Source organism: Niastella sp. OAS944, from assembly GCA_024809215.1.
In the GTDB taxonomy this organism is placed as follows: domain Bacteria; phylum Bacteroidota; class Bacteroidia; order Chitinophagales; family Chitinophagaceae; genus Niastella.
This window is the reverse complement of sequence record JANUBW010000002.1, coordinates 601585-628069: the sequence shown is the minus strand read 5'-3', so window position 1 is coordinate 628069 and position 26485 is coordinate 601585. Positions and strand designations below refer to the sequence as shown.

At 40.7% G+C, this 26485-nt stretch carries 29 protein-coding genes and 1 pseudogene; 15 read left to right on the top strand and 15 right to left on the bottom strand.

Going from position 1 to position 26485, the window contains the following annotated elements:
- Positions 1–111: 111 nt before the first annotated feature.
- The 5 genes from GGD38_RS13165 to GGD38_RS13145 form a co-directional block, all read right to left on the bottom strand.
- On the bottom strand, positions 112–342 hold the full coding sequence (locus GGD38_RS13165; protein WP_375300375.1) for a hypothetical protein: 231 nt from the start codon (positions 340–342) through the stop codon (positions 112–114).
- Between the two features lie 46 nt (positions 343–388).
- Positions 389–664: a hypothetical protein gene (locus tag GGD38_RS13160; RefSeq protein ID WP_375300376.1), complete on the bottom strand. Its 276-nt coding sequence runs from the start codon at positions 662–664 to the stop codon at positions 389–391.
- Between the two features lie 410 nt (positions 665–1074).
- Positions 1075–1281: a hypothetical protein gene (locus GGD38_RS13155; RefSeq protein WP_375300377.1), complete on the bottom strand. Its 207-nt coding sequence runs from the start codon at positions 1279–1281 to the stop codon at positions 1075–1077.
- A gap of 482 nt (positions 1282–1763) precedes the next feature.
- Positions 1764–2366: a ferritin-like domain-containing protein gene (locus GGD38_RS13150; RefSeq protein WP_375300378.1), complete on the bottom strand. Its 603-nt coding sequence runs from the start codon at positions 2364–2366 to the stop codon at positions 1764–1766.
- A gap of 73 nt (positions 2367–2439) precedes the next feature.
- Entirely contained in the window at positions 2440–2838 is a 399-nt protein-coding gene (locus GGD38_RS13145; RefSeq protein ID WP_375300379.1) for a cupin domain-containing protein, read from the bottom strand.
- Positions 2839–3020: 182 nt separating this feature from the next.
- Between GGD38_RS13145 and GGD38_RS13140 the strand changes: the two are divergent.
- Both GGD38_RS13140 and GGD38_RS13135 read left to right on the top strand, forming a co-directional pair.
- Positions 3021–4001 (top strand): annotated as a pseudogene (locus tag GGD38_RS13140) (NAD(P)-dependent alcohol dehydrogenase).
- Positions 4002–4164: 163 nt separating this feature from the next.
- A complete protein-coding gene (locus tag GGD38_RS13135) occupies positions 4165–4614 on the top strand; it encodes a hypothetical protein (protein WP_375300380.1) in 450 nt (149 codons plus the stop codon).
- 105 nt (positions 4615–4719) lie between these two features.
- Here GGD38_RS13135 and GGD38_RS13130 read toward each other — a convergent pair whose 3' ends face one another.
- Positions 4720–4908, bottom strand: a complete 189-nt coding sequence (locus tag GGD38_RS13130; RefSeq protein ID WP_375300381.1) for a general stress protein CsbD — start codon at positions 4906–4908, stop codon at positions 4720–4722.
- Positions 4909–5427: 519 nt separating this feature from the next.
- On the opposite strand from GGD38_RS13130, the gene GGD38_RS13125 reads away from it, so the two are divergent.
- Entirely contained in the window at positions 5428–5742 is a 315-nt protein-coding gene (locus GGD38_RS13125; protein ID WP_375300382.1) for an RNA recognition motif domain-containing protein, read from the top strand.
- A gap of 18 nt (positions 5743–5760) precedes the next feature.
- Here the strand turns inward: GGD38_RS13125 and GGD38_RS13120 are convergent, their stop codons facing one another.
- Both GGD38_RS13120 and GGD38_RS13115 read right to left on the bottom strand, forming a co-directional pair.
- Complete coding sequence (locus GGD38_RS13120; protein ID WP_375300383.1) at positions 5761–6117, bottom strand: hypothetical protein; 357 nt, start codon at positions 6115–6117, stop codon at positions 5761–5763.
- 465 nt (positions 6118–6582) lie between these two features.
- Entirely contained in the window at positions 6583–7038 is a 456-nt protein-coding gene (locus GGD38_RS13115) for a hypothetical protein (protein WP_375300384.1), read from the bottom strand.
- A 58-nt stretch (positions 7039–7096) separates the two neighbouring features.
- Here GGD38_RS13115 and GGD38_RS13110 point away from each other — a divergent pair, with 58 nt between their 5' ends.
- Positions 7097–8254, top strand: a complete 1158-nt coding sequence (locus GGD38_RS13110) for an AI-2E family transporter (protein ID WP_375300385.1) — start codon at positions 7097–7099, stop codon at positions 8252–8254.
- A gap of 13 nt (positions 8255–8267) precedes the next feature.
- Positions 8268–9182, top strand: coding sequence for a YihY/virulence factor BrkB family protein (locus GGD38_RS13105; RefSeq protein ID WP_375300386.1), 915 nt, complete (start codon positions 8268–8270; stop codon positions 9180–9182).
- A gap of 34 nt (positions 9183–9216) precedes the next feature.
- Here GGD38_RS13105 and GGD38_RS13100 read toward each other — a convergent pair whose 3' ends face one another.
- Positions 9217–9516, bottom strand: coding sequence for a hypothetical protein (locus GGD38_RS13100; protein WP_375300387.1), 300 nt, complete (start codon positions 9514–9516; stop codon positions 9217–9219).
- A gap of 308 nt (positions 9517–9824) precedes the next feature.
- On the opposite strand from GGD38_RS13100, the gene GGD38_RS13095 reads away from it, so the two are divergent.
- The 6 genes from GGD38_RS13095 to GGD38_RS13070 all read left to right on the top strand — a co-directional run bounded on the left by GGD38_RS13095 (position 9825) and on the right by GGD38_RS13070 (position 17848).
- Positions 9825–10364, top strand: a complete 540-nt coding sequence (locus tag GGD38_RS13095; RefSeq protein WP_375300388.1) for a helix-turn-helix domain-containing protein — start codon at positions 9825–9827, stop codon at positions 10362–10364.
- A gap of 460 nt (positions 10365–10824) precedes the next feature.
- On the top strand, positions 10825–10980 hold the full coding sequence (locus GGD38_RS13090; protein ID WP_375303830.1) for a lmo0937 family membrane protein: 156 nt from the start codon (positions 10825–10827) through the stop codon (positions 10978–10980).
- A 393-nt stretch (positions 10981–11373) separates the two neighbouring features.
- Positions 11374–12462, top strand: a complete 1089-nt coding sequence (locus GGD38_RS13085) for a fatty acid desaturase family protein (RefSeq protein WP_375300389.1) — start codon at positions 11374–11376, stop codon at positions 12460–12462.
- Positions 12449–13990 (top strand): B12-binding domain-containing radical SAM protein, encoded by a 1542-nt coding sequence (locus GGD38_RS13080; RefSeq protein ID WP_375300390.1) that lies wholly within the window; start codon positions 12449–12451, stop codon positions 13988–13990. The genes GGD38_RS13085 and GGD38_RS13080 overlap by 14 nt, the downstream gene beginning before the upstream one ends.
- A gap of 65 nt (positions 13991–14055) precedes the next feature.
- Positions 14056–17427 (top strand): chemotaxis protein CheB, encoded by a 3372-nt coding sequence (locus GGD38_RS13075; RefSeq protein WP_375300391.1) that lies wholly within the window; start codon positions 14056–14058, stop codon positions 17425–17427.
- A 34-nt stretch (positions 17428–17461) separates the two neighbouring features.
- On the top strand, positions 17462–17848 hold the full coding sequence (locus tag GGD38_RS13070; RefSeq protein WP_375300392.1) for a response regulator: 387 nt from the start codon (positions 17462–17464) through the stop codon (positions 17846–17848).
- Here GGD38_RS13070 and GGD38_RS13065 read toward each other — a convergent pair.
- Both GGD38_RS13065 and GGD38_RS13060 read right to left on the bottom strand, forming a co-directional pair.
- Positions 17809–18771, bottom strand: coding sequence for an NmrA/HSCARG family protein (locus tag GGD38_RS13065; RefSeq protein WP_375300393.1), 963 nt, complete (start codon positions 18769–18771; stop codon positions 17809–17811). The genes GGD38_RS13070 and GGD38_RS13065 overlap by 40 nt on opposite strands.
- A 94-nt stretch (positions 18772–18865) precedes the next feature.
- A complete protein-coding gene (locus tag GGD38_RS13060; protein WP_375300394.1) occupies positions 18866–19243 on the bottom strand; it encodes a winged helix-turn-helix transcriptional regulator in 378 nt (125 codons plus the stop codon).
- A gap of 84 nt (positions 19244–19327) precedes the next feature.
- Here GGD38_RS13060 and GGD38_RS13055 point away from each other — a divergent pair, with 84 nt between their 5' ends.
- From GGD38_RS13055 to mug, 4 genes are all read left to right on the top strand, one after another.
- Complete coding sequence (locus GGD38_RS13055) at positions 19328–20194, top strand: helix-turn-helix domain-containing protein (RefSeq protein WP_375300395.1); 867 nt, start codon at positions 19328–19330, stop codon at positions 20192–20194.
- Positions 20195–20250: 56 nt separating this feature from the next.
- The gene (locus tag GGD38_RS13050; protein WP_375300396.1) at positions 20251–21408 is read left to right on the top strand and encodes an MFS transporter; all 1158 of its coding nucleotides are present in this window, start codon (positions 20251–20253) and stop codon (positions 21406–21408) included.
- Between the two features lie 19 nt (positions 21409–21427).
- Positions 21428–22333, top strand: coding sequence for an SDR family oxidoreductase (locus GGD38_RS13045; RefSeq protein WP_375300397.1), 906 nt, complete (start codon positions 21428–21430; stop codon positions 22331–22333).
- A 120-nt stretch (positions 22334–22453) separates the two neighbouring features.
- Positions 22454–22963 (top strand): G/U mismatch-specific DNA glycosylase, encoded by a 510-nt coding sequence (mug, locus tag GGD38_RS13040; RefSeq protein ID WP_375300398.1) that lies wholly within the window; start codon positions 22454–22456, stop codon positions 22961–22963.
- Positions 22964–22974: 11 nt separating this feature from the next.
- Here mug and GGD38_RS13035 read toward each other — a convergent pair whose 3' ends face one another.
- From GGD38_RS13035 to GGD38_RS13020, 4 genes are all read right to left on the bottom strand, one after another.
- Positions 22975–23832 carry a helix-turn-helix domain-containing protein gene (locus GGD38_RS13035; RefSeq protein WP_375300399.1) on the bottom strand — a complete coding sequence of 286 codons (858 nt, stop codon included), beginning with the start codon at positions 23830–23832 and terminating at the stop codon, positions 22975–22977.
- A gap of 7 nt (positions 23833–23839) precedes the next feature.
- Positions 23840–24157: a hypothetical protein gene (locus tag GGD38_RS13030; RefSeq protein WP_375300400.1), complete on the bottom strand. Its 318-nt coding sequence runs from the start codon at positions 24155–24157 to the stop codon at positions 23840–23842.
- A gap of 92 nt (positions 24158–24249) precedes the next feature.
- Positions 24250–25119 (bottom strand): helix-turn-helix domain-containing protein, encoded by an 870-nt coding sequence (locus tag GGD38_RS13025; protein ID WP_375300401.1) that lies wholly within the window; start codon positions 25117–25119, stop codon positions 24250–24252.
- Positions 25120–25148: 29 nt separating this feature from the next.
- Positions 25149–26363, bottom strand: coding sequence for an MFS transporter (locus GGD38_RS13020; protein ID WP_375300402.1), 1215 nt, complete (start codon positions 26361–26363; stop codon positions 25149–25151).
- Positions 26364–26485 lie beyond the last annotated feature (122 nt).

The following is a 26485-nucleotide window of genomic DNA, read 5'->3' as shown; positions in this document are numbered from 1 at the left end:
ATACTTCATGGCTTTGCGGTAACAAACAGATAGAAAAAGAAACCCATTGCCCGGTATGCGGTAATACGGTTTGGCAATATCGTGTAATGGGTTCCGCTTAAGAAAGACGCGCTATTGTTTACCTGTTTTCTGCTTGTTTTCAGCCTTATCGTTTTCATGATCTTCACCACGCAAAACTGCATCATTCACTATTCCTTCATTATCAAGTGGCACATCGGTATCGGCGTTTGGCGCAATAAATTCATCTGGTGCAGTATCTGTTTGATTTTCGCCAGCATTTTTCTCCGGCTCCAGCTTGCGGTCCCTGGCCGCTTTTTCTTTACTGGTATTTCCTTGTAGCATAAAAAAGGTTTAATATATCTAGTAACATTTTCATGCCAGGCCTGTCTTAAATAACGTTTTCCTTCGGGCAACAGTCTTTATTAAAATGTTTGGCAATGCCCCTGCCAACCGATAAGCGCAGCTGACCAGTTTCTTTGTCTGGAACAGGGTCCGATACTATAGCACCTCCTTCCTCAATAAATATATGATTGCCATACAATCGTTGTTCCAGCGGCCCATTCATAATGGTTACATGGTATTCTTCAAATTGTTTTCCCTTAATTCGTACAAGGGCGAAGTAAGTCTTGTGCCTGTACTCAAATTCAATTGATACAATAGGCATTATTGACATTTTAAAAATGTTTTAGTGTTTAATAATAAATACGTTGGAAAATTGGCAGTCCGGATAGCAGATAGGCTATCGTGTTGCAATCGCGGCAGATAAATGGTGCTTCGATGCCGGTAGTATAATTATGTATGAGCTGCTATAGTTTTTGTAAAGAGAGGTATGCAATATTTACTTAAAAAACTATGCCGGTGTCAATGTGTTATTTTATACCACTCGTACTCATAACCTTTGAGAGTTAATAGCTTATTTTGGCTGCAGGTTTAATGTCTTCGCTGTTCAACAAGTTATGGAGTGTTTTATTTTCAACGATTCAAAACGCAAAAAGCATTCCCTGTAAATAAAAAGCCAGGGCCATTCTATGGCCCTGGCTCGTATTGCACTATGAACATATAACTAATAAATTATTAAAGCGGGTCGTGCCGTTTCTGTTTGAAATTTATACAGAAAGGATATTGCTTACCCAGATTGTTAAGCTCATTTATTATTTCCTCAGTTGGTGGTTTTACATCGTTGACTGAGCTTTGAGATCGCCTGTCTTTTCTGGTTGAGGCGCTTCTTTTAATAAATGATTGCAATGATGGGGTCTGCGCTTTAACTTGTGCACTTTTCATTCGGCTTCTAATTTAATGGTGAGTAAACAATGATTTCTGATCCGCTGTATAATGGCAATACAATTCATTCTAAGCGAACACTTAAGTAAGTGAATACTATCGATTATTTTAGTTATTGAAGAGTAACGGAGTATGAATGGTTAAAAAAACAGAAAACATGTATGTTCAAACGGAGATAATTACCGCAGTGAATTAAAGTTATTAATTTATGCCGACATAAAAAGCGATTTTATAAAGAAGTTTTTATTTTTATTTGAGTATTTACTTTTAGTGTAATCTTTCTCCCACTACATCTAATTTATCATGGTTGCTGCAACGGATAACTTTTATTCGCTGTAAGGGCCGGTATGTATAAAAATTTAACGCGTGTTACATTGCCCGCTTAAATAAAGCTTTTTTAGTCAATACACCGCTCACTTATAAAATGAAAAGCGGCTGCCGATGTGTGACTGCCGCTTTTACATTTATATGACCGGTATTTTTTATTCTTCCTCTTCTTCTTCGTCTTCTTCCTCTTCTTCCTGCTCAGCTTCCCAGTTAATGCTGTTTTCGGCAACTTCGGTCAATGTTTGGTCTGTTTGTTTTTCTTCTTCCAGTGTTTGCTCCAGAATACCGGCGGCTTCGTCAAGGCCAAGTGTATTGGCAAACTGCACCAGGGTGCCATAGGTGGCTATTTCGTAATGCTCTACTTTTTGACATGCCATTATAATACCTGCGTCGCGGGTTGCGGTGCCATCTTCGGTTTCCTCAACAACACTTTCTGCCTCTTTTATAAGACCTTCCATTGCGTCACATTTCTTGGCCTGTGCTTTCTTTTCCAACAATTCAAAAACCTCTTCCAGTCGGGTAACCTGTTCCTGTGTTTGTTCAATATGATCTGCAATGGCCGACTTCAACTCTTCTGTAGTTGCTTTCTTCATCAGTTTGGGCAACGATTTGGTAAGCGCTTTCTCGGCCCAATAGATATCTTTCAGGGCATCATGAAAAAGCTTTTCCAGCTGGCTGTTACCGGCGCCGGCGCCCTGCGGTTGTGCTGTTTTTTTCTTAGCGGTTTTTTTTGCTGATTTAGATCTTGTTGTTGGCATAGTATAATTTTTTTGAATGATTATGAATTATACTATTGGCCGATACAAAGCTTGTGCCATGGGGACAATGCTGTTATTGGGCATTATATTGTTCGTCCGTTACATGTTCCATCCAGTCAACTACCTTACCATTTAAGTTTTCCTGAATAGCTATATGCGTCATGCCGTTGGTGGCAGTAGCGCCATGCCAGTGTTTTTCATTGGGCGCAAACCAAACAACATCACCGGGGAATACCTTTTCAATAGGGCCGCCTTCGCGTTGGACCAGTCCGCACCCTGCCGTTATAATTAACGTTTGCCCCAGTGGGTGGGTATGCCATGCCGTTCTTGCACCGGGCTCAAAAGTAACGGCGGCCGAAGCGCCCCGTCTTGCATCATTAGCCTCGAACAACATATCGATCCTAACGGCGCCTGTAAACCAGTCTGCGGGGCCTTTGCCCGAAGGCTTTGAGCCTATTCTTGTTATTTCCATTGTGTGAAGTTATGTTTAAATAGTAGACAGCGGTAATGGTTATCAAACCGATCATTAAGAATTTCAAACCTCCTGCGTACGGACGGTTCCTTTCAGAAATTTGCCGGGTCAGGATAGTATGGTTATTGCTGCAAGATCCACGTATGCGATCTCATTTTCCCCAACACTGAAAAATAATATTTATGGATGCAATAAGAACAACCGCCGAAGGCGCCACCGCATTGAGAACAAAACAGGTAAAGGCATTTGGCACCCAGGCTGCCGAAGCTGCTTTGGACCAGTTAAATATCAATCGCAGAAAGCCAACACCGCACGATGTTGAGATCGAGATCCTGTATTGTGGTGTTTGCCATTCTGACCTGCATACGGCCAGGAACGAATGGCACGGCACTATTTACCCATGCGTGCCCGGGCATGAAATTGTGGGCCGCGTGGTAAGCGTGGGCGATCATGTAACTAAATTTAAAGTGGGCGAGGTTGCGGCAGTAGGCTGTTTGGTTGATAGCTGCCGGGAGTGCCAGTATTGCAAGGAAAACCTGGAGCAATATTGCGAAGAAGGAAATGTTCAAACCTACAATTCGCCCGACAAATACCTGGGCACCCGAACCTATGGCGGGTATTCGGAAAGCATTGTGGTTGATGAAGCATTTGTATTGCGTGTGCCCGAGAACCTCAACCTGGCTGCTACCGCTCCATTATTATGTGCAGGCATTACTACCTATTCGCCGCTCAGGCACTGGAATGTAGGGCCCGGTAAAAAAGTGGGTATTGTAGGTATTGGCGGGCTTGGGCATATGGGCGTTAAACTGGCAAAGGCAATGGGGGCAGAAGTGGTTGTGTTCACTACATCGGCCTCAAAAGTGGAAGATGCAAAACGCCTTGGCGCCGATGATGTAATTCTGTCGAAAGACCGCGGGCAAATGAAACGGTATTAAGGCAAACTTCATTTTGTGTTAGACGCTGTTTCTGCAGAACACGATATTAATGCCTATTTAAACCTGCTAAGGGTAGATGGTTCGCTGGCATTGGTAGGGGCGCCCGAACATCCGCTGCCCGTGGCTGCATTTAGTTTAATACCTTATAGAAGAAGTTTTGCGGGCTCCATGATCGGTGGTATTGCCGAAACCCAGGAGATGCTTGATCAATATTCAACAGATCAATGAAGCGTATGAACGTTTACTAAAGGGCGATGTAAAATACCGGTTTGTGATAGATATGGCATCGTTGAAGAAATAAACAGGAGCGAGGGGCATTTGATCCGTACAAAAAATGCTATATATTAGCGCGGCTTTTCCATAACGAATGGCCCTAAATTCTACATCTCTTATGAATTTGATTACTTACTTTGCCCTGTTTTATTCTTTATTTAGTACCGGTCCGTCTGGTAAAATTACGAATGATCCAACACCAGTTTTAGAGTGTAAAAGTTACAATGATGCTACGCTTAAGTTAACGGTATATACCGGCGTAGAAAAAGAGCCCGAATATCCGGGCGGTTCGCCTGCATGGGCACAGTATATCAACAAAAACCTCATTGAGGCAAATCTGGATGCTGCTGTTGACTGCCACGTCAAAGTAAAACTGATCATCGACGCCAGCGGTGAGATCAAAAAAGCAGTGGCCATACGCAACGATGCCGAAGTAAAAGAACCAAATGCCAACGAAAAGGAAGTAGTTCGTATTTACCTTAAATCAGGTACCTGGGTACCTGGCAAATGCGGTGGAAGTAATGTAGCTGCTGAAATTGTGCAATCGTTCACCCCTTGTATCAAATAAAAACAAATAAAAAAAAGACTATCAGAAATGGTAGTCTTTTTTGTTTTTTATATGATGAGATTCTGGCTTGCCTTACTTTCCCTTAAAGATCCATTAACTCATTAACTATGATGCTCCAATAATTTGTTGCAACTCTTCTTTCGTTTTGCCCAGTTTAACCTGAAGTTTTGCCAACATCTCGTTCTTCCTGCCAATCTCAAAGAACAGGTCCTTTTCGGTAAGTGCAGGAAATTCTTTCTTTAACCTCGTCTTTTGCTCGCTCCAGTTTACACTTGGGGTTTCCTTGTTTGTCATAATATTTGTATTTATTTTTTGCCAATAAACTATTGTACAAAGGTGAGCTTGTTTTTATTAGTTTATGTTATATGATTGAATATATAACTTACAACATTCACACATGACTATACAGATATACTAAGCGTGTTTTTTGAAAAATTGATTGGGGAAATGCTATTACCCCAATCAATGTATGGGGCTGGTATCGGTAGGTTAAGGTTATTTTTCCCGTTTTAATTTGGTTGTTTTAAGGATGATAAGTTTTTGCACCTGTAAAGGTGAGATTCTTTTACGCTTAATTGTTATACTATTTCAGAAATGAATTACAGAATTCACACTTATTACTATTATGTAAATAAGTAATGAACTATTGCTTTAAGTAATTGTAAGAAAATACAAAAAAGAGTATTAACTTCAGTGTGTTAAATTGAGCCTCGCATTAGTATCCATTAATTACATTGCTAAGTAACCTGCATTATAGTTAGTTTATTACTTCTTGCCTTCCTCGAAATTTAGTCATCAATTAATTTTTTACAAATGAACATTTATGTTTCAAATTTAAGCTTCGGCGTGCAGGATGACGATTTAAAAGATTTTTTTGCTCCTTATGGAGAAGTTACTTCTGCTAAAGTTATCACTGATAGGGAAACCGGCAAATCGAGAGGTTTCGGATTTGTTGAAATGGCTGATGAAGCTGCTTCGAAAAAAGCAATTGCAGAACTCGATGGTGCTACTGTAGAAAACAGAACGATCAGCGTCTCTGTTGCAAAGCCAAAAGGAGAAAGATCTTTCCGCAGTAATAATGGCGGCGGTTTTAATAATGGAAAAAGTTATAATGAAAATAGATTCTAAATTCATTTATGCTTCAGGTTAAAGCCCCTTACGGGGCTTTTTTAGTATCGGCCTCATGTCTAGATCTTTGAATTGAAGAGTTCGGGACATAATGGCAAGCTCTTTTATAACAATGGATATAAACGCGCTTGATTTTTCAAGACAGATATCCAGGATTTCCTCATCATTTTTAGCCAGTTCTATATACAGTAAAGCTGCTACCAGCACCTGATTCAGATTCTCCTGTATTTCCTGTCCAATTTTTGCCCGCTCATTTTCCCGTGCTGCCAGCACTGCTCTGTCTATTTTGTTTTGCTTTATTTGTTGAGCCTGCGTTACCTTCCAATCACTTTTTAGTAGTAGATTTTCGGGTATTTTATTATTTGAATTACGCATATAATTGCTTTAACATAAAGGTGAGAAACATTTTATAGTTAGCTGTTATATTTCTGATCAAACATTTTATAGTTTTCACACTTTAAACCATCTCTATTCTGGCATACCGCAATTGATTAACTGCAATGTGTGAATGATATAACCTATTTATGCAATTACATAATCCATATCTAAAAAAAGACACTCACCTTCATGTAGATATTAATAACAAAATAAAATGACAAACAGAACTTCAGCCTATTCCATTGCCTTATCACCATTTTCTTTATTGGGTGAAAGATACTTTTGGAAAAGTTTATGGTTTTCTATAGCATGTTGGATCCAATGGGGCAGGTTTTATCCTCGCCCTTTTTTTATTAATTCGCGAACCAGCTCGTAATAAAAAAATCCGGAAGAGATTCCGGATTTTTTTCGTTGCGTTATTAACCACAGTACTTATAGTATCCATTTTCCCGGCGTGGCATATCACTGATTATATGGTATAGAATCAGCAGATATCTGGTAACTTCTGGTGCTCTTTAAATGTTTATTTAATTTGAGCTGATTTTTAGCGATCCTGTTCTTTAGGTTCTCAATATCCTTGTTCAGGTTGTCGAGGTTTTGTGATTCATTTCTTGCATTTCTTGAATCTTTTTTGGCATCTCTCGCGGTATTTTTTGCTTTTCTGGCGAGTTTCTTACTATCGGGATCATTACTTAATTTTTCTGCCGCTGATGAATTCTTATTTGCAGAACTCTGTACTTTTTCCGAAGCGTTTTGTTTGTTATTTACCTGTTGTTCAAGCTGATTTTGTAGTTTACCCAGTTTTAATTGATCGCGGCTGATTTCCGAAACTAACGAAAGAGAATCTGTATTTACCTGAGCAGATGTCGATATATAAATGAACAGGCTGGTCGAGATCAATAATAATATTTTTTTCATACCTAAAGGTGAAACTCTTTTTGTATTCAATGATTATATGATTTTAGATAAAAATTGTATGATTCTTACATTTCAAACATGGGGAAAAACAAGTGAACTGGTAAGCCTGTTATTAATGAGTATAGTAACAATGAATAACAACATGAAAGAAATGCCTCTTGCCATAAGACGTTCCATTGAAATTCTGGGGCTTTTTATATTCGGGTGTATAATTGTAATTGGTAAAATTGTCATCATGCCTCTTTTGATGTCCTTTTTCATTAGTATTATGCTGATGCCGGTTTATCGCTTTTTCAGGAATCGAAAATTGCCTGAAGTGTTGGCCGTTTTTTTACCGATATTTTTTATAATTATTGTTGTTGCATTAATAGTATGGCTTTTTTATAACCAAACAAGCTTTCTCCTGCATGATTATCCTAAAATTGAGAAAAATTTGACCATTCATCTTAATGCTTTGAGTTTATGGATCAGTGGGGCGTTCGGTTTTTCACCGGTAGAACAATTAAAATTTATTAATGAACAAAGCAGTAAATTTTTAAACTATGCAGCCGGTATTTTAAGTGGCGCAGCAGGTTCGGCTACCGGTACATTATTGTTTTTGGGGTTATTGCCGATCTATACCTATCTGTTAATGATGTATAGAAGTATTTTTATGAAATTCATACTGATGTGTTTTGATCCAAACGAACATGAAAATATAGAAGATGTGATGCTGCAAATAGAAAAGATGGGTAAAAAATACCTGTTGGGTTTGTTGATCCAGCTTGGTTATATCACCTTGCTGTTATGGGGTATACTGGCTGTTTTCGGTATAAAACATGCGCTTCTGATAGGAATAATATTTGCTTTTTTAAACCTCATCCCTTATTTGGGTGCATTGATAGGTAATATTTTAGGGGCATTGATCACACTGGCTTCATCTGAAAGTATTGTTGATATTCTGTTTGTGCTGGGTGCAATTGCTGTAGTACAGTTCCTTGATAATAATATTTTAATGCCCCGTATTGTTGGTTCACAGGTAAAGCTCAATCCACTCATTTCCATCATTGGTATATTTATAGCGGGGGCCATGACAGGCATATCGGGTATGTTCCTTGCATTACCAATAATGGCGATCTTAAAAATTATATTCGACCGCACCGTACAATTTAAAAAATGGGGTGTGCTATTAGGTGATGAAAGGTCTGTTAAAAAGCCAATGCGTTTCCGAAAATGATAAAAATAAGCTCATGAAATGGGTCCCTGTCTTTTTTTCGCAACTATGGCGGGCTTTCAAAACAACGCTTAAAACCTTTGCATCTGAAAATTACCTGCGTTATAGCGCCTCACTTTCTTACTATACCATCTTTTCACTGGCTCCTTTACTTATTATTACCATTTCATTATTCGGATATATTTTTGGAAGACAGGCTATGGAAGGAAGGATCTTTTCGGAAATACGTTTGCAGGTGGGAGATGTGGCGGCCATGCAAATTCAGCAAATGATTCAACATGTTGCTTCTCCACAAAATTCTTTTGTTGCCAGGGTGACGGGAATTATTTTGATGGTTATCGGTATTATTGCCGTTTTTACAGAAGTGCAGGATGCTGTTAATAACATCTGGATGCTGAAACCAATACCAAGGCTTGACAGGAAAAATTATCTTATCAGAAGAGTTATTTCTTTAGGCGTATTCAGCATTATTGGTTGCACACTCGTTTTGTCATTAATAATCAATCTGCTGATTGACGTTATGGGTAATTACCTGGTTAACTTTTTTGCAGGGGCCAGCGTTTTTATAGTATTTACAATTAACCGGATCTTTATTATTGCCATTGTAGCAATATTGTTTATGTTCATATTCAAATACCTGCCCGATGGAGAAGTAAAATGGAAAGATGCGATGAAGGGTGCTATTTTCACTTCCGTTTTATTTATGATTGGCAAAGCTGCCATAGGCTATTTTCTTGGGCATCTTCATACAACCTCTACCTATGGCGTTGCAGGAAGTTTGATGGTCCTTCTGTTGTGGATTTATTATTCAAGCGTTATTGTATACTTTGGGGCTACGTTTACCAAAGTATACGCGTGTATGTATGGAGGAAAAATTATTCCCAGGTCTTATGCTGTACATTTAGAAACGAAAGAGATCTGGCCGAAGTAAAAGGTAGCTGATGCGGATACGGAATGATCAGCTATCAATTCTCTAGGATCTGATTGCTTATATAGGCTTCATATTCTTTTAAAAAGCTTTTACTATTACGGCCTGCATCGAAGATCGATTCCAGATTCGATGTTTTGAAAAAGCCTGAGGTGATCATTCTGCTAAGTGATGGATTCGCTTCAACCCAGGCCACATTCAGGCTATGATTCTTTAAAAATGATACAATGATCTCAACTTTGAAATAAACAGGGGTGTCTGAGGTGCCCCGTTTTAAGGCCGATAGCTCACTCATGGCCCTTGGATAGTTGGCAGAATCAAACTTCTCATTATTCATATTATCTATTTGTGGCATTGCATAATTACAACACAGGCAAAACTGCACTTTTTAACCCAATTGGCTGTTATATCATTGAATAAAGAACTTATATCATTCTCACATTGTTAGTAATAGTATTAATAAACAAAACAGATGGATATTATGAGTTACTGTTCAAATAATCAATTAGTTGTCTGTTGATTCCGAAAGGAGATAAATAAGGAAGTTTTTATGTACATTTAAGTAAGGGAAACCTGCACATCCCACTGGCTTTCTTCATCTTGTCACTCCGTAAAAGAGCACGTGTGAAACTTTATATTAAAAATATGGTTTGCCTCCGCTGTAAAATGGTTGTAAAAGAGGAACTGTCTAAACTTGGATACCATTATATTTCAGTGGAATTGGGTGAAGCTGAATTGATTGAAAAGATTTCAATTGAGCACCATGAACAGTTAAGGATCGCATTGTTGAAATCGGGCCTCGAATTGATGGATGACAAAAAGAGCATTTTGATCCAGAAAATAAAAAATGTCATTATTGACTTAGTTCACAATTCAGAAGAGCCATTGACCGTAAATTTCTCGGAGTATTTAAGTCAGAAACTTAACTACGATTATACTTATCTGGCCAATCTCTTTTCAGAAGTACAGGGCACAACTATCGAGAAATTCCTGATCGCTCACAAAATTGAACGGGTAAAAGAATTACTCGTATATAATGAGTTTAATTTAACCGAAATCGCTTACCGTATGCACTATAGCAGTGTTGCGCACCTTTCGGCACAGTTTAAAAAGGTTACGGGTCTTACGCCTTCACATTTTAAACAGCTTAAAAATAAACGAAGGTCCATGCTTGATGAAATTTGAAATTCCCCTCTTATGCTTATGTGAATCTTATAACTCTTTTCGAAAGTTATGTAACAGGAATGAATAAATAAGGTATCAACTTTGCAGGTGGTTTACCGGCAGCGGCAATTAAAAGATCCAGTATATGCCAGTTTATTATTACTTTTTAATGCTCATATTTTTGTCAGTCGCATTCCTTGTTATTCGTTCCTGGGTTTTACGAAGGAAGAATATTCCGGTTGAGTTATTTGTTAAGGCGCTGCAGAATGAAAATAGCGGAAATTTTGAACAAGCACTCATCTCTTATGAAAGCGCTTTGAACGAAGTTAATAAAATAAGGTTTCATGGCCATTTAAGAAATAAGATCATTGAAAAGATCAAACTACTACATACATTAATCGATTACAAGAATAGTTTTCATATTATCAGGTAAACCGCTTTGCAATTTCTGAGGATATTTTAACAGTTAAAAAAATAAGTTATGGGGGATTTAATGTTTGTCGCCAGCATTGTTCTCAGTGTTGCGTGGCTTATAGGATACCTGGGTTATAATGCAGATGGCGCTATTCACCTCCTGCTTATTGCGGCTTTTATTTTATTACTGTTGAGTCATGTGACAGGTAATAAGTCTCTATAGTACATGGAATAATTCAATTTATTAATTAAATGTGTGAATTATGTAACATGTTTAATGAACTGTATAACGGGGATCGGAAACAGGACTTTATCTTTGTTATGGTTTTTCATAGGATATTGGATTAAATCAGGGCTGGATCTTTATCCTGGCCCTTTTTTATTTAGGAATAAAAACGACTGCATTCAAAACCTGCTCCACTGTTACCCAACGCAAATGTTTTTGTGTTGTATTTAAATACATAAGGATGTGTGAATAATATAAATTGGTAACAAAAGTGTATAACAGTTTTATGACGAAAATAAGGCAACTTTAATACAGACAGGATAGTTGATTTAGATCATATATTTTGTTACAACACATACAAAAACATTTATTTACCAATGCGGTTCGGATATGCCCAGAGTAACATTTGATAACAGGAACCATTTGTTTTTACAATCTGTAAGGGCCTCAGTGAATACCTATTTTCAAAACAACGGGCTCAAAAAAACCGGTAACTGGAAATTGTATTTAAAAGCGATAGTATTGATACCGTTAGGTATTGGCATGTATATCTGGCTTTTACTTGGTAATTATAGCTGGCCGGTAGGCGTTTTGCTTTCTGTGCTCTTGGGATTAACCCTGGTTTGTATAGCGTTTAACGTTATGCATGATGCCTGTCATGGCAGTTATTCAGCCAAAAAATGGGTGAATGAGTTTATGGGATTAAGTATGAATGTTTTAGGCAGCAATGCCTTTATCTGGAAGATTAAACACAACATTATTCATCATACCTATACCAATATTGACGGGGTTGATAGTGATATCGACAATGGCCCGCTATTAAGGCAGTGCAATACCCAAAAATGGAGGCCTATACATCGTTACCAGTTCATTTATATGTTCATCCTGTATTCTGTAAGCACACTTGCCTGGATGTGGGGTACTGATTTTTATAAATACTTTACTAGAAAGATACAATCTACAGTAATTAGTAAAATTGATGCACGTCAGCATATTATATTCTGGTTTAGTAAAGTGCTTTATGCTTTTTTTTATGCTGTTGTACCAATTTATTTTTTAGGTTGGCAGGCATGGCTCACCGGTTTTTTAATTCTTCATATAACAATGGGGCTTGTTTTATCTGTTGTATTTCAATTGGCCCATGTGGTAGAAAAAACTTCTTTTGAATCGGTTACGGAAAATGACAAGGTAATAGCATCTGAATGGGCTATTCATGAAGTGAAGACCACCGCCGATTTTGCCCCTCGAAATATAGTGATCTGCTGGTTGGTTGGCGGATTGAATTTTCAAATAGAACACCATCTTTTTCCGCAAATCAGTCATGTGCATTATCCGGCATTGAGCAAAATAATACGGAAACAATGTGAATTATTTGGCCTGCCCTATAACTATTACCCAACCATGAGACAGGCTGTTTACTCGCATGTGCGGCTAATGAAACAATTAGGAAGTAACTATCAACAATATGAGAACTCTTAAAATTGGTGTTATTGACCTTGTATGTAAAAAACCTTCGAGGTCATTATGGGCAAGGATCATGCATGCTAACCTGGCCAGTATAATGCCTCAGGTAATAGCTACCTGGTGCGAACAGGAAGGACATAAGGTTAATATGATCTGCTATACCGGTAACGAAGATCTGAGCAAAGAACTTCCGAAAGATATAGACCTTATTTTTATCAGTTCCTTTACCCAGGCCGCGCTTCTGGCCTATGCAGTTAGTAACTATTTCCGTAGCCAGGGCGTGATAACGGTGTTAGGGGGGCCGCATGCACGGTGTTATCCCGATGATGCCGTTCAGTATTTTGACTATGTGCTGGGGTTTACCAACCGGGGAATAATAACCGATCTATTAAATAATTGTGTACCCCAGCGCCCTGTAGGAAAAAAAATATGTGCCGGTAAACAACCGGCCGATTTATGTGGTATACAGGAACGATGGAAATTTATTGAACCTACTTTAAAGAAAGCCCCTTTTATAAAAATTGTGCCTATACTGGGAAGTGTGGGCTGCCCTTATACCTGCCCGTTTTGCATTGATTCAACGGTAAGTTACCAGGCATTGGATAATAAAACCATAAGTTCTGATCTTAAATTTTTGCTTACTAAGTTTAAACAGCCATGGATAGGCTGGCATGACCCGAATTTTGGAATACGGTTCGAAGAAAGTATGGATGCCATTGCTGCAGCTGCACCACCAAAAAGTTTTCGTTTTGTGGCGGAAAGCAGCCTTTCGGTGCTTACAGAAGCTCATCTGAACAAGTTAAAGGAAAATGGATTTACCGCCCTGTTGCCTGGTGTTGAATCGTGGTATGAGCTGGGTAACAAATCACGGTCATCGCATATTACCGGTATTGATAAAGTGAAGCAGATCTCGGAACATATCAATACTATTTTTCGTTATGTGCCATATGTGCAAACCAACTTTGTGCTGGGGCTCGACAGTGATGCCGGGGCCGAACCTTTTGAACTTACCAAACGCTTTATAGATCATTCACCAAACGCTTTTCCGGGATTTTCGCTGCTTACTGCTTTCGGTGAGGCGGCGCCGTTAAATTTGGAATACCAGAAAACAAAGCGGGTACTTCCTTTTCCTTTTCATTTTTTAAACAATCACCTGGCCATGAATGTGAAACCTAAAAATTATGATTGGGTCGATTTTTACGGCAAGGTGATAGACCTTACCGAATATGCATTTTCCTTAAAGGCAATTTATCGCCGTTTTATAAATACACAAGGTTTTAATGCCAGGTGGATGAATATTATGCGTGCCATTTCTTCAGAAGGATGGGGCAGGTTAAAGTTCTACCGGCAGGTAAGGCAAAACCTTATACAGGACCGCAACTTTAGAAAATACTTTGAAGGGGAGTCACAGCAATTGCCCGAGTTCTATTTTAATATTATTAAAGCAGATCTCGGTATCTGGTGGCAATGGCTGCCGGGTTCCGCCCTGTCGCATAATGCATATGCATATCTTCAAAATAAAGAGAAGGAAGGCAATTTGTGATCATTGTATGAATAAACGTACCTTGTAAGAGTTTGCTGATCATAATTTTCAGCAAATATTATATCATGTCTGAACTGCACAATAAAGATAAGGGCAAGGAACGCTCTGATAACCTTTTTCCGGTAGTTGGTGTGGGGGCCTCAGCAGGGGGCCTCGATGCTTTTAAGAGGCTGATAAAGGCCATTCCGGAAAATGCAGGAGTGGCTTACATTTTGGTACAACACCTGGAGCCCTCGCATGATAGCATGCTGGTAGAAATACTGCAAAAGGTAACATCTATACCTGTACAGGAAATTACCAATAATGTACGGGTTGAACCAAACCGGGTTTATGTGATCCCTTCGAATAAATTGCTCACGGCAAATGATGGCCGACTTGAGTTAAGCCCCCGGGCGCCGAAAGGTGAGAAGAACATGCCCATCGATCTTTTTTTTACCTCTCTGGCCGTGGTTCATCAAAGCCATGCCATCGGCGTTGTTTTATCGGGGACTGCAAGCGATGGTACCCAGGGATTGAAGGCGATCAAAGAATATGGTGGTTTTACTTTTGCACAGGAACCGCAGTCTGCCGCTTACTCCGGTATGCCGCAGAGCGCCATCGATGCCGACGCTGTTGATTTTATCCTTTCACCCGAAGAGATCCCATTGCAACTGGCCAGAATATCTGAGATCTTCAGAATAAGTATGGAAGGAGAGAAAGAGGACATTAAAACGGCCAGGGAAGACGCTTTTCGTCAATTAATTGCATTGCTGCGTGTGCGAAAAGGGAATGATTTTACCTATTACAAACAAACTACCATTCGCAGGCGCATCATGCGCAGAATGGGTTTAAATAAAATTGATAGTATCACTGATTACCTCACCTTTTTCAGGGAAAATATTGCAGAACAGGACCTCCTTTATCAGGATCTGCTGATACCGGTGACGGGTTTCTTCCGCGACCCCAAAACTTTTACAGCACTAAGCGAAACCGTGTTTCCGAACGTATTAAAGGGTAAAGACGACGCCAATCCCATACGCTTCTGGATCGCAGGTTGTTCTACGGGAGAAGAGCCTTATTCAATGGCCATAAGCCTGAGTGAATATTTAGAAGAAAGGATTGCAGACTATAAGATCCAGATCTTTGCAACGGATATTTCTGAAAGGTCAATCGCAAAGGCTCGTATTGGCATATACGCTAAAAAAGATATGGGCGGGTTGAACGCTTACCTGTTGGAAAAATATTTTACCAGGGTCAATGGCGGTTATCATATCAATAAGACCGTCAGGGATCTGTGTGTGTTTGCCTGTCACAATTTTTTGAAAGATCCGCCATTTGCCAAAATGAGCCTGATCAGCTGCCGGAATGTGCTGATCTATATGGAAACATTTCTACAAAAAAAGGCGCTGACCACTTTTCATTATGCGTTGAATGAGAACGGTTATTTGTTACTGGGTAATTCTGAAACTACAGCGCCCGCGTCGGAGCTGTTCGCAACCTATGGTAAAAGTGAAAAAATATATACAAGAAAAAGCGTTCCCGGAAAGTTTTTACATCTTGTTTCCGGTAAAACGGAAAATATACCAAAAGGCAATGGCAGCAATGGTAAAAAGGAACCGGGCCGCGATGATTTTCAGCGGAGCGCCGATGAGGCGGTCATTCAAAGGTTTTCACCTTCAGGGGTTGTGGTGAATGAAGAAATGGATATTGTTCAGTTCAGGGGTTCTACCGGCGCCTGGTTAGAACCACCGCCCGGAAAACCCAGTCTGAATGTGTTGAAAATGGTTAAGCCGGGACTGTCCTTTGAACTGCGGAATGCTTTACATAAAGCAAAAACCGACAATCAACCGGTGGTTAAAAAAGGAATTCCTCTTGTGTCACCAGAGAAACAACAGTTGGTGGCCCTCGAAGTTATTCCATTATTGAATACGATAGAGCGCTATTACCTGGTCCTTTTTTGGGATGAGCGGCTTAGGATGCCGGGCGAAGAACCTGACGAGGCAACGCGGGAAGCCATGTTGAAAGGGATGGCAGAAAGCGAACGGAATAGTCAATTAGAAAAGGAAATGGCCCAGTTGCGCGAAGATATCAGAAGCGTTACGGAAGACCAGGAAGCGGTTAATGAGGAACTGCAAAGCGCAAACGAGGAGCTGTTGTCGGGTAGTGAAGAGCTGCAAAGCCTGAATGAAGAGCTGGAAACATCGAAGGAAGAGATCCAAAGCACTAATGAAGAGCTAACTACCCTGAACCAGGAATTGTTAGACCGGAATGAACAATTGAATATTGCCCGTTTGTATGCCGAATCCATAATAGCAACTATCCGGGAGCCGCTTATTGTGCTGGATAAGGACATGAAAGTAAGAACGGCTAACCAGTCATATTATAAAAAGTTCAAAACATCGGAAGAAGAAACGGAAGGCAGACCTTTTTATCAACTGAAGAATCGATTATGGGATATTCCTGCGTTTAGGTCGGCACTGGAAAATAGTTTGTTGACGGATGGCCGTATTACCGATGTGGAGATCAAACAAAAATTTGAAGATATTGGAGAAAGGACCTTGTTGTTAAATGCCTGCCGCATTGCCAAAAAAGATGATGCCGAATTATTGATATTACTGGCTTTTGAGGATATCACAGATAGCAGGAACCGGGAAAATGATCTGATCAATTTTTCGCGGGAACTCGAAACTAAAGTAGATGAACGCACTCTTTCGCTTAAAGAAGCCAATAACTTGCTTAAACAGTCAAATGACAGCCTGGAACAGTTTGCAACAATTGCCTCCCATGATTTACAGGAACCTTTGCGAAAGATCCAGACTTTCTCGGCACTGCTTAATGAACGATATAGAAAAGATATAACCGGTGAGGCCAGGGAACTGATAAATAAGATCAGCCTGTCGGCACAGCGGATGTCGGGAATGATCAGTGATGTGCTTAATTTTTCAAAGGTATTGGATGCTAATGTTTTTGAACAGGTGAACCTGAACGTTATTCTGCAAAACGTAAGGAACGATTTTGATATGCTGATAGAACAGAAAAAAGCCGTTATAACACAGGATGAGCTGCCTGTTATTAAAGCGGTGCCACTGCAAATGAACCAGCTTTTTTTCAACCTGCTCGGGAATGCCATTAAATTTTCCAGGCCGGATGTAGCGCCGGTGATCCATATCTCCTGTAGAATGCTCACTAATGCCGAAGTGCAAACGCATCCATCACTCGATAAGGCCTTATCTTATTATGATATTATTTTTTCTGACAACGGGATTGGGATCGATAAAGCGTTTATGGAACAGGTCTTTCAGATATTCCAGCGATTGAATGCAAGGGAACGTTTTGAAGGTACCGGTATCGGACTGGCTTTATGTAAAAAGATTGTGTTAAATCATAAAGGGGAAATTTATATACGTTCAAAAGAAGGGGTAGGAACGGAGTTTCATGTTCTTCTTCCTAAGGGATAAAGGTTCTTTTTTCACTTACTTCAAATGAAAGACTATGACTATATTGCTAATCGATGATGATGAGGATGACAGGAAGTTGTTCTTTGAGGCAACCGCAGAATATGATGATACCATAAAGTATGTTGCTGCGGCTAATGCCCGTGAAGCACTCCTATATTTAAATAATACTGCCAATGCTTTGCCTGAATTCATTTTTCTCGACTTGAGAATGCCGGGCCTCAGCGGAGAGCAATGTTTGATAGAAATAAAAAAAGATCCCCGGATCGCTTCTATTCCGGTGATCATTTACACAACGTCGAGGGATGAAAAGGAATCTGCAAGGTTAAAAAAGCTGGGGGCTGCGCATTTTATGAGCAAGCCTGTTTTGCCCGATGATGTGTATTACATGGTTTCTTTTGTGCTTGGTGAAAAATGGGGGTAATTGATGGTTCGCAGAAATTGTTCCCAACTGAAGCTGTTTGGGTTTATTTGCCGGCTCCACAACAGATCGCGGTCTTTTTTGAAATAACCATGTTCAACTGTATATGCTACCATGCCTGCGATCTCACGCACCAACATTTCATTTGAACCAAAATGCGGGAAATGATGAAGCAGTTCTTCCGGGGTGAAAGCTGAACTGTATGCAGCCTTTATACCCGTAACCCGCGTAAAGGTTTCTACCATTTCCCGGGGCGTAATAATATCACCGATCACCGGCAATGATTTACCGGCATATTGAGCCGGGTTTGAAAAGATCTCTAAAACAGCAGGGCCTGTGGCGGTAGTAGGATCAACAAATGGTGCCGGGAAATCAATTGGTAAATAGATGGGAAGTATAAGCGTATCTCCCTTCTGGTAAGGCGGATAAAATTCAAACAGGTTGGTATAAAAATACGCCAGGTAAATAAACGAACTGGTAACGGGTAGCGTTCGAATATATTCTTCAATGGTTGCCTTATCGGTAAAATGGGGCGCAAACATATTGCCTTGCGAAATTTTATCTACATTTTCCAAACTGCTAAAGATAATATGCGGTACGCCTGCTTCAACCGCTGCGTCTGCCAGTTGTTTACCCAACTCCGTTTCGTGATTGGCCGGTGGTATAATACCTGGTGTCATCATGAAAACACCGTCCGATCCGCGGAATGCTTTTACATAATCTTTTTTATAACCCAGGTCAAGTGGTATACTTACCAGTTCGGCCCCTTGTGCGGCCAGTCTAAGCGCCTCCGGCGAGTCAATACGACGGGTTATACCGCGTACCCGGTAACGCCCGCTTTGTAATAACGTGTGGGCCGCACTGCGCCCTTGCTTACCCAAAACACCAACAACAGTAATGAGTGGTTTTTCTTTTAAATGCATCATGCTTCCTGTATTTAATACAGGTGCGAAGCTATTTACTGTTGAAGGGAATTACAATAGCTATCCATTTGGATAGCCTTACTACAGGAGAAATTGATTATATAGTACTATTGATAAACGATCCTTTGTTTATGGCAACCTGATTGCCCCATTCGGTAATGGCATTCAGCACCGGAATAAACGACCGCCCAAAATCGGTGAGATCATAAACTGCTTTAACCGGAGGTTTCTTTCCGAAGATCTTTTTTGATATTATGCCATCAGCCTCCAACTGTTTAAGTTGTTTACTAAGCGTCATTTCGGTCACAGCGCTCATATCGCGGCATAATTCACTAAACCGCTTTTCACCGTGCCGCAGATGGTATAAGATCACGGCTTTCCATTTACCGCCAACCAGGTCCATGGTAAGACTTACCGTACAGGGATAGTTTTTACCATTAAGGGCCACGCCATCGCCAATGCATTCTGTTACCATGGGAAATTCTTTAATAGAAACGAATTTATTGAATAACAATGAAAGTGTAAATAGGTTTAATTTTACCCTATCTTTCAGGGGAATATGAAACAACCTCATATAGAAATACATACAGATGAACTGACGGCTACCGGCATTGATATATCTCCCTTTAGTGACATGAAGGATAATATTCAGCGGCCGCATCGCGATGACCATTATATGTTCGTAGTACAATCGAAAGGAAATTTTCTATGGGAGTTGGATTTTAAACAGGTTACTATGTTGGGCCCCAGCGTTCTGTATGTAGCTCCGGGGCAGGTGCATCGCTATCTTCAATTCAGCGATTGTACCGGCTGGTTTATATTTATTGATCCGCTGCTTGTAACAGAGAAATACACCAGGGTGCTTAATAACTATCTCAACGCCGGCCAGGTGTTCCAGATAAAAACAGATAATCCTGCGTTTTCGATTATTCCTGTCATTGAAACATTACTTGAAAGAAAAGAGTTTTTTCAGGACCAGATCGCACGATCACTTACAGATTCATTACTGGGTTTTCTTACCGGAGCTTTAATTCAGGACCATGCTGCTGAAAAACTGATGAGCGGACAAAAATACCAAACCGTATACCAGTTTAAACAACTGGTACAAACCCGGTACAAAGAATTGAAGCAGGTAAAAGAATATGCGTCGCAGCTGAATATTTCGCCGTTGTATTTAAACGAGATCGTTAAACAGATCACGGGATTTCCGGTAAGTTACTGGATCCAACAAACGATACTCTTAGAAGCTAAACGATTATTATACTACACCCAACTGGATGTAAAGCAGATAGCCTTTGAACTTGGGTATGAAGACCACACTTATTTCTCCCGCTTCTTTAAAAAGAACGTACACATGACCGCTTCGGAGTTCAGGGTAAAAAACCATGATCTGTCCAACAGCAACCCTGCTATAGATCACAGCTAAAGCATGCCGCCTGTATAATTTTGCCTTCGTAAACATTCAATTATACGAAGCGAATTATGGCAGAAACAATTTCGATCAAAAGGTTACTGACGCCTATTGTAATAACAGTACTGGCAGTATACCTCACCATTGGTGTTAGCCTGGGTGTATTACCCAAGTTTATAAAACAGGTGCTGGGGTTTGGCGACCTCACTGTTGGGGTTATACTGGGAATACAGGCGCTGGCCACGTTACTCACCCGGGCTTATAGCGGAAAGATCACCGATACTTTAGGTTCTAAAACCAGCACACAGCGGGGCGTGATGCTGGTACTGGTTGCAGGCATTTTCTACTTACTTGCAGGCATGGCAACGGCGTTGCCGGTACTGTCTTTATGCCTGTTGGCCCTTTCCAGAATAATACATGGCATTGCCGAAAGCATGTTGGCAACAGGCGCGCTTACATGGGGCATAGGGCTTGTAGGCCAACACAACTCAGGCAAGGTGATGACCTGGAATGGTATTGCCATGTATGCCGGCATTGCTATTGGCGCCCCTTTCAGTTTGTGGCTTGTGCAGTTTGGAACGGTACTGGCTTTTGCTACCATTCCATTACTATCGCTGGTAAGCTGGTTCTCAACCAGGGAATTGCCTGTAGTAAAAGTAGATGGAATACATGTAAGAACACCCTTTTACAAGGTGATTGGTAAGGTAAGTATACAAGGGTTGGCGTTAGCATTCTCTTCCATAGCTTTTGCCTGCATTGCCTCATTTATTTCACTGCTGTTCACAAAAAAGCAATGGGATGGCGCATCCCTTGGTTTTATTTGTTTTGGCGGTTCGTACATTCTTACCAGGGTATTTTTCTCTGCTTACCCCGATAGGTTTGGTGGCTTTAAGGTTGCCATAGTATCCATCATCATCGAAGTTGCCGGTCAGTTGTGTATAGGTTTTTCTACCACCAACTGGTTAGCTATTGCAGGTTGTACATTAACAGGAACAGGCTTTTCGCTGGTATTCCCTTCTCTCGGTGTACTGGCTATTAAAAAAGTGCCGCCGCAAATGAGAGGCACAGCATTGGGCGCCTATGCTGCCTTCTTTGATCTTGCATTGGGCATAGCCGGCCCTGTTGCCGGGCTTATTGCAGGCTGGTTCAGCTATCAGGCCATTTATATCTTCGGCGCCATCAGCTGTTTGCTTGCCGTGATCATATTGCTCTTTAAACAACACAAATAATTAAACCAATAAAATACAAATGAAAATTGTTTTAACAGGCTCTCTCGGCAACATAGGATTGCCGCTTACAAAGGAGTTGGTAAAGGAAGGTCATGCAGTAACCGTTATTAGTAGTAATACAGAAAGAAAAACAGCTATTGAAGCGCTTGGGGCAAAAGCAGCCATTGGCAGTATGTTCGATGCGGGTTTTCTGGCAACTACTTTTCGGGGTGCAGAGGTTATATACCTGATGGAAACACTGGAAGCAGCCGGCGGGTTCTTCGACAAAGACATAGACTTCGTTGCATCTATCAACCAGATAGGGTATAACTACAAAAAGGCCGTAATGCAATCGGGCGTAAAGAAAGTGGTACACCTGAGCAGTGTTGGTGCACATACGAACGTAGGCACAGGCATACTCATTTTCCATCGTAATGTAGAGGCCATTCTGAACGAATTACCGGCCGATGTAACGATAAAATTCATACGCCCGGTAGGTTTTTATACAAACATGCGCTCCTTTGTAAAATCCATCAAATACAAGGGCGCCATTGTTTCAAATTATGGCGGCGATCAAAAGGAACCCTGGGTTTCGCCATTGGATATTGCAAAGGTTGTGGCTGAAGCCATTAACACGCCGTTTGAAGGCCGTACAACCAGGTATGTGGCCAGCGATGAAGTATCGCCTAATGAAGTTGCAAAAGCGTTAGGCGCAGTTATTGGTAAACCCGATCTGCAATGGCAGGTGGTCTCTGATGAGCAGTTATTAAGCAACTGGCTGGGTATTGGTTTTAATGAACAGATAGCAAAGGGATTTGTGGAATTTCAGGCAAGTATGGGCACAGGTGCTTTGTACGAAGACTACTACCGCAACAAGCCGGTTTTAGGTGAAGTAAAGCTGGCTGATTTTGCAAAAGAATTTGCGGTAATGTATAACGAGGAGTAAGTAACAGCCCGCAAATACATACATCAATGTATTTGCGGGCTTTTTTTATAATGGCTGCATTCAACCAGACTTTGGCTGTATTCATACAACTTTTTTACAAAGGCTGTGTTAGTTTTGTGAATGCTCCCAACGTTACCCGATCTCATAGCCAAACAGCTAAAAGTCGTTTTTTGCGGTATAAATCCCGGCTTGAAATCGGCTTTGGACGGTCATCACTTTAGCAGGCGAAGCAATCGATTCTGGAAAGTTTTGCACCTGGCTGGTTTTACGCCCCATCAAATTGAACCTGTTCGTGATGCAACGATCCTTAAGTATGGTTATGGGCTCACCACGGCAGTGGCAAGGGCAACAGTGCGTGCCGACGAGCTTTTAAAAGAAGAATTTGATAATTCCATCGATGCCTTTAAAACCAAAATGTTGCATTTTAAACCCGGGTATATTGCGTTTCTCGGTAAACCGGCCTATAAAGCGTTTACAGGAAAAAAGCAGATCGCATGGGGGAATCAACCCGAACCTCTCTTTGGATTAAAAGTTTGGGTATTGCCAAACCCGAGTGGTTTAAACAGGGGATTCACCCTCAACGAGCTTGTTGAACATTACCAGGAATTGTATAGCGCCATTCAACAGTAATCTATTATGGCTCAGTTGTGCATCGATGCCAGTAACTCTGATGGCCGGGTTTGGGTAACCTGGTAGAATGTATTACTAAACGATGATAAACTTTGGTAGCCACATAAAAATGCTACATGTGCCAGTGAATGCTCATTTTCAACTATAAGCTGAAATGCTTTTGACATGCGCAGCAGTTTCAGGTACTGAAGAAAAGAAATATGCAGTGTTGACTGAAAGAACCTCGAGAGGCTTCTTTCGCTGATCGCAAACCGCAAACCTATGCTTTGCAAACTATGGCTTTCTGAAAGGTTCTCTTCTATAAATGCCAATATACTCAGCATTCTTTTATTTTCTGTAGAAGGAAGGGCAACGGGAAGTATTTGACTGCTTATTTGCGGTAGTATGTTCTTAATACTTTGTAAGAACATATAGGGCTCCCCGCCGGGAAGTATATGCGTATTCCATTGCCCGCTGAATTTGATCATTTGAAATAGAAGATCATTGATAGGGTAGATGCCCACCCGGGTAAAGAATTCATTTTTTGCATCATCGAGGGTATGAAAAAATAATGTGCGGCACACCGTAGCCGGGTTACCGATCGTTATTGTATGTTCAACCCCGGCCGGGATCCAGAAATAATGGCGGGCCGGTATTACAAATAATTTTTCCCGCAATCTTAAATAACCCAGTCCGCCTTCAACATACGTTAATTGATTTTTTGAATGTTTGTGAAAGGCGATATACTTTTCGCATTTTTCATGCATAACAAATATTGAATGGGGGTGTAATTCAATTTCCTGAAGGGAAGCCATTTCTTTCATAAAATCTTTTTTATAAGAATTGAATGCATCTATCCCAATTATTGAGATAGACGCATTGCAATTCATGCGTTTCCTATTTAAGCCTGATCTCAATCAATACAGGGCCGGGTCTACCGGTGCGCGCTATATAAAAGGCCTTTGCCAATATAGCAGGAATTTCAGTGGCATCTTTCCGATCCTCACCGGCAGCGTTTTCTTCTATGCCGGCGGCCTGCACCCATTTGTTTTGCTGTTTGGCAAATTGTACCGCTTCGGTGAGCGTAAGTTTGTAGTTGTTCTGCGCGCTTGCAAGTACCGGGCTTAACAGTAAAGCCAGTACCGATATAACGATGACCCATAAGCCTGTAATTATATCAGCGGGGTCTTCGTTGTTCATTTTTGATTTTGTCATATCTCAACTGTTTTAAAGTTTTGATTAGACAAAATTCCCCATAAAAGACACCTGAAAATAGGCCGTATTGCCTCAATGTTCGTCGAAATGGCTTAGTCTACCTTTTTCCGATATTCAATGGGCGACATGCCTGTATTTGCCCGAAAGAATTTCCCGAATACTGATTGGTCAGAAAAATTCAGCATATTGCTGATCTGTGATACGGTAAGCGTTTTGTTTTGCAGTAAAACTTTTGCTTCTAATATTATGGTATCGTCGATCCACTGGCCGGCAGATCTGCCGGTTTGTTTTTTAATGGCTGCTGAAAGTGATTTGGGTGTTAGATGAAGCTGGCCGGCATAAAAATCGAGTTTATGTTCGCGCTTATAATTACTTCGCAGCAATTGCCTGAATTTTAAGAACAAAGGATGGCTGTTTGATGTGGGCGCCTGAGGTATATGTTGGCGATAATAAGCGTCTATCTCATACACCAGTGCGAAGATGTAGTTGCGAACGAGCTCCGCCTCGTGGTAACTGCCTGTTCCCTGTGTAAGTTGTATGAGCTCATAAAGCTTTTTGAATTTATTATGGTAAGCACCTTTCAGAGGTAAAACATGCAGATCGCTGTTTTCAAAGAAGTCGTATTTAAAAAGAAAGAAGAGGTCGGCGTGCCGCTCCATTAAAAATGTGTTCTTAAAAAATATAACATCCATTTTTAACAGATCGCTGCATTTGGTGAAGTACCTGATAACAGACGGGCCCAGCGTAATGATCGAGGGCGCATCTACATCAAAGGAGGAAAGCCCTGCATTCAACCTTACGCCGCCTTCTTTTATATAAACGATCGCATAACATTCCGCCCTGTATGGCTCATCGTGATAGGGGTGCCCGGCAGATGTTACCAAAAGGTATTCCTTGTTATTGTCAGGAACAGAAAAAAGCCGGCTGTACCGTGAAAGCGAAAATGTTTTCAGGTCCTTCATGGATATAAATTTACAACATGGCCTATATATTATGCAGCCGTTTTTTCTTTTGCGTCCACACTTTTTATTCGCCTGGCGTTTATTTTTTCTGAAACAATTACAACAGTGAGTGCAAAGGCGCCCCATAATAACATTTGCCAGGTTGATACATTCCATTTGCCAATTTTCCACGAAAGCAGGCCGAAGTAAGTGCCTATGGCACCGCCAATAAAATAAGTGGTCATATAGATGGTATTCAGCCTGCTGTGTGCGTGTTCATGAAGACTGTAAATACGGGTAAAATTGGTAACCTGGGTGGCCTGTACGCCAATGTCTAAAAAGAAAATGCTTATTATTAAAACCGGCATCGAAAGCGGGAATAATTTAAGCAATACCACACTTCCAATAATAAAACCAACTGTTGTCAGCAACGATTTGTAACTGTTTCCTTTATCGGCCAGTTTACCAAAATAAGGCGCTACCAATGCACCGCCAATGGCAATCAGGCCAAACAAGCCAATGGTACCTGGCGTATAATTAAGCGGAGCAGTACTCAGGTGAAAAGTAAGCGTGGTCCAAAAAGAGCTGAAAATACCAAACGTGAAAGAACCAAGCAGGGCGGCCTGCCGAAGCACGCTGTATTCTTTGATCAGTAATAAAGTTGACTTTAATAATTTTAGGTAATTGCCTTTGAATTTTGGCGCCACCTCGGGAAGATATATTCTTTGCAAAACAAAAATGGTAAGTACCATTCCTGCAGAAACAAAATATACCGATCGCCAGCCAAACCAGCCGGTTATTAATCCACTCAGTACCCGGGCTCCTAAAATGCCTGCCAGTATGCCGCTAAACACCACACCCACCGTTTTTCCACGGTTGGCGCTGTTCATGGTGGCGGCCATTGGTAAAATGATCTGTGCGGGTGTTGAGCATAAACCTATCAAAAGGCTAAAAATATATACCTGTAGCAGCGTAGTAGCAAACGCAAAACCTATCAATGCCAATATAAGGGCGCCTGTTAAAAAAAGGATCAGGGTCTTTCTGTTCAACTTATCACCAAGTGGCAGCAGGAAGAACATGCCCAGTCCATAACCCAATTGGGTAAGTACGGCTATTTTACCAGCTTCATTTTCAGTGGCGTTTAATGATAAACCTATTTCGTTAAGAATAGGATGGTTGTAATAAATATTAGCGACGATTATACCTGCCGAAACTGCCATCAATAGAATAAGTCCCGAATGCAATGTTGCCTTTCTTTCTGTCATGACGCGAATGTAGAAAAGTTTTTAAATAACTAACAGGGTTGGCGCGAACCCTTACATAATTGGCTGGTTTAAACAAATGAATGATTTAAAGGAGCTCTACCTTTGTTTGGTCTAATATTTTA

Bases quoted from the DNA above. Each gene is read 5' to 3' on its own strand.
- GGD38_RS13125 (WP_375300382.1), top strand. From the start codon at position 5,428: ATGAACATTTATGTTTCAAATTTAAGCTTCGGCGTGCAGGATGACGAT.
- GGD38_RS13050 (WP_375300396.1), top strand. From the start codon at position 20,251: ATGGCAGAAACAATTTCGATCAAAAGGTTACTGACGCCTATTGTAATA.
- GGD38_RS13150 (WP_375300378.1), bottom strand. From the start codon at position 2,366: ATGCCAACAACAAGATCTAAATCAGCAAAAAAAACCGCTAAGAAAAAA.
- GGD38_RS13035 (WP_375300399.1), bottom strand. From the start codon at position 23,832: ATGAATTGCAATGCGTCTATCTCAATAATTGGGATAGATGCATTCAAT.
- GGD38_RS13085 (WP_375300389.1), top strand. From the start codon at position 11,374: ATGCCCAGAGTAACATTTGATAACAGGAACCATTTGTTTTTACAATCT.
- GGD38_RS13030 (WP_375300400.1), bottom strand. From the start codon at position 24,157: ATGACAAAATCAAAAATGAACAACGAAGACCCCGCTGATATAATTACA.
- GGD38_RS13090 (WP_375303830.1), top strand. From the start codon at position 10,825: ATGGGGGATTTAATGTTTGTCGCCAGCATTGTTCTCAGTGTTGCGTGG.
- GGD38_RS13025 (WP_375300401.1), bottom strand. From the start codon at position 25,119: ATGAAGGACCTGAAAACATTTTCGCTTTCACGGTACAGCCGGCTTTTT.
- GGD38_RS13145 (WP_375300379.1), bottom strand. From the start codon at position 2,838: ATGGAAATAACAAGAATAGGCTCAAAGCCTTCGGGCAAAGGCCCCGCA.
- GGD38_RS13115 (WP_375300384.1), bottom strand. From the start codon at position 7,038: ATGAAAAAAATATTATTATTGATCTCGACCAGCCTGTTCATTTATATA.
- GGD38_RS13020 (WP_375300402.1), bottom strand. From the start codon at position 26,363: ATGACAGAAAGAAAGGCAACATTGCATTCGGGACTTATTCTATTGATG.
- GGD38_RS13120 (WP_375300383.1), bottom strand. From the start codon at position 6,117: ATGCGTAATTCAAATAATAAAATACCCGAAAATCTACTACTAAAAAGT.
- GGD38_RS13135 (WP_375300380.1), top strand. From the start codon at position 4,165: ATGAATTTGATTACTTACTTTGCCCTGTTTTATTCTTTATTTAGTACC.
- GGD38_RS13100 (WP_375300387.1), bottom strand. From the start codon at position 9,516: ATGAATAATGAGAAGTTTGATTCTGCCAACTATCCAAGGGCCATGAGT.
- GGD38_RS13130 (WP_375300381.1), bottom strand. From the start codon at position 4,908: ATGACAAACAAGGAAACCCCAAGTGTAAACTGGAGCGAGCAAAAGACG.
- GGD38_RS13110 (WP_375300385.1), top strand. From the start codon at position 7,097: ATGATTCTTACATTTCAAACATGGGGAAAAACAAGTGAACTGGTAAGC.
- GGD38_RS13045 (WP_375300397.1), top strand. From the start codon at position 21,428: ATGAAAATTGTTTTAACAGGCTCTCTCGGCAACATAGGATTGCCGCTT.
- GGD38_RS13065 (WP_375300393.1), bottom strand. From the start codon at position 18,771: ATGATGCATTTAAAAGAAAAACCACTCATTACTGTTGTTGGTGTTTTG.
- GGD38_RS13080 (WP_375300390.1), top strand. From the start codon at position 12,449: ATGAGAACTCTTAAAATTGGTGTTATTGACCTTGTATGTAAAAAACCT.
- GGD38_RS13095 (WP_375300388.1), top strand. From the start codon at position 9,825: ATGGTTTGCCTCCGCTGTAAAATGGTTGTAAAAGAGGAACTGTCTAAA.
- mug (WP_375300398.1), top strand. From the start codon at position 22,454: ATGCTCCCAACGTTACCCGATCTCATAGCCAAACAGCTAAAAGTCGTT.
- GGD38_RS13160 (WP_375300376.1), bottom strand. From the start codon at position 664: ATGCCTATTGTATCAATTGAATTTGAGTACAGGCACAAGACTTACTTC.
- GGD38_RS13165 (WP_375300375.1), bottom strand. From the start codon at position 342: ATGCTACAAGGAAATACCAGTAAAGAAAAAGCGGCCAGGGACCGCAAG.
- GGD38_RS13055 (WP_375300395.1), top strand. From the start codon at position 19,328: ATGAAACAACCTCATATAGAAATACATACAGATGAACTGACGGCTACC.
- GGD38_RS13075 (WP_375300391.1), top strand. From the start codon at position 14,056: ATGTCTGAACTGCACAATAAAGATAAGGGCAAGGAACGCTCTGATAAC.
- GGD38_RS13060 (WP_375300394.1), bottom strand. From the start codon at position 19,243: ATGGTAACAGAATGCATTGGCGATGGCGTGGCCCTTAATGGTAAAAAC.
- GGD38_RS13105 (WP_375300386.1), top strand. From the start codon at position 8,268: ATGAAATGGGTCCCTGTCTTTTTTTCGCAACTATGGCGGGCTTTCAAA.
- GGD38_RS13070 (WP_375300392.1), top strand. From the start codon at position 17,462: ATGACTATATTGCTAATCGATGATGATGAGGATGACAGGAAGTTGTTC.
- GGD38_RS13155 (WP_375300377.1), bottom strand. From the start codon at position 1,281: ATGAAAAGTGCACAAGTTAAAGCGCAGACCCCATCATTGCAATCATTT.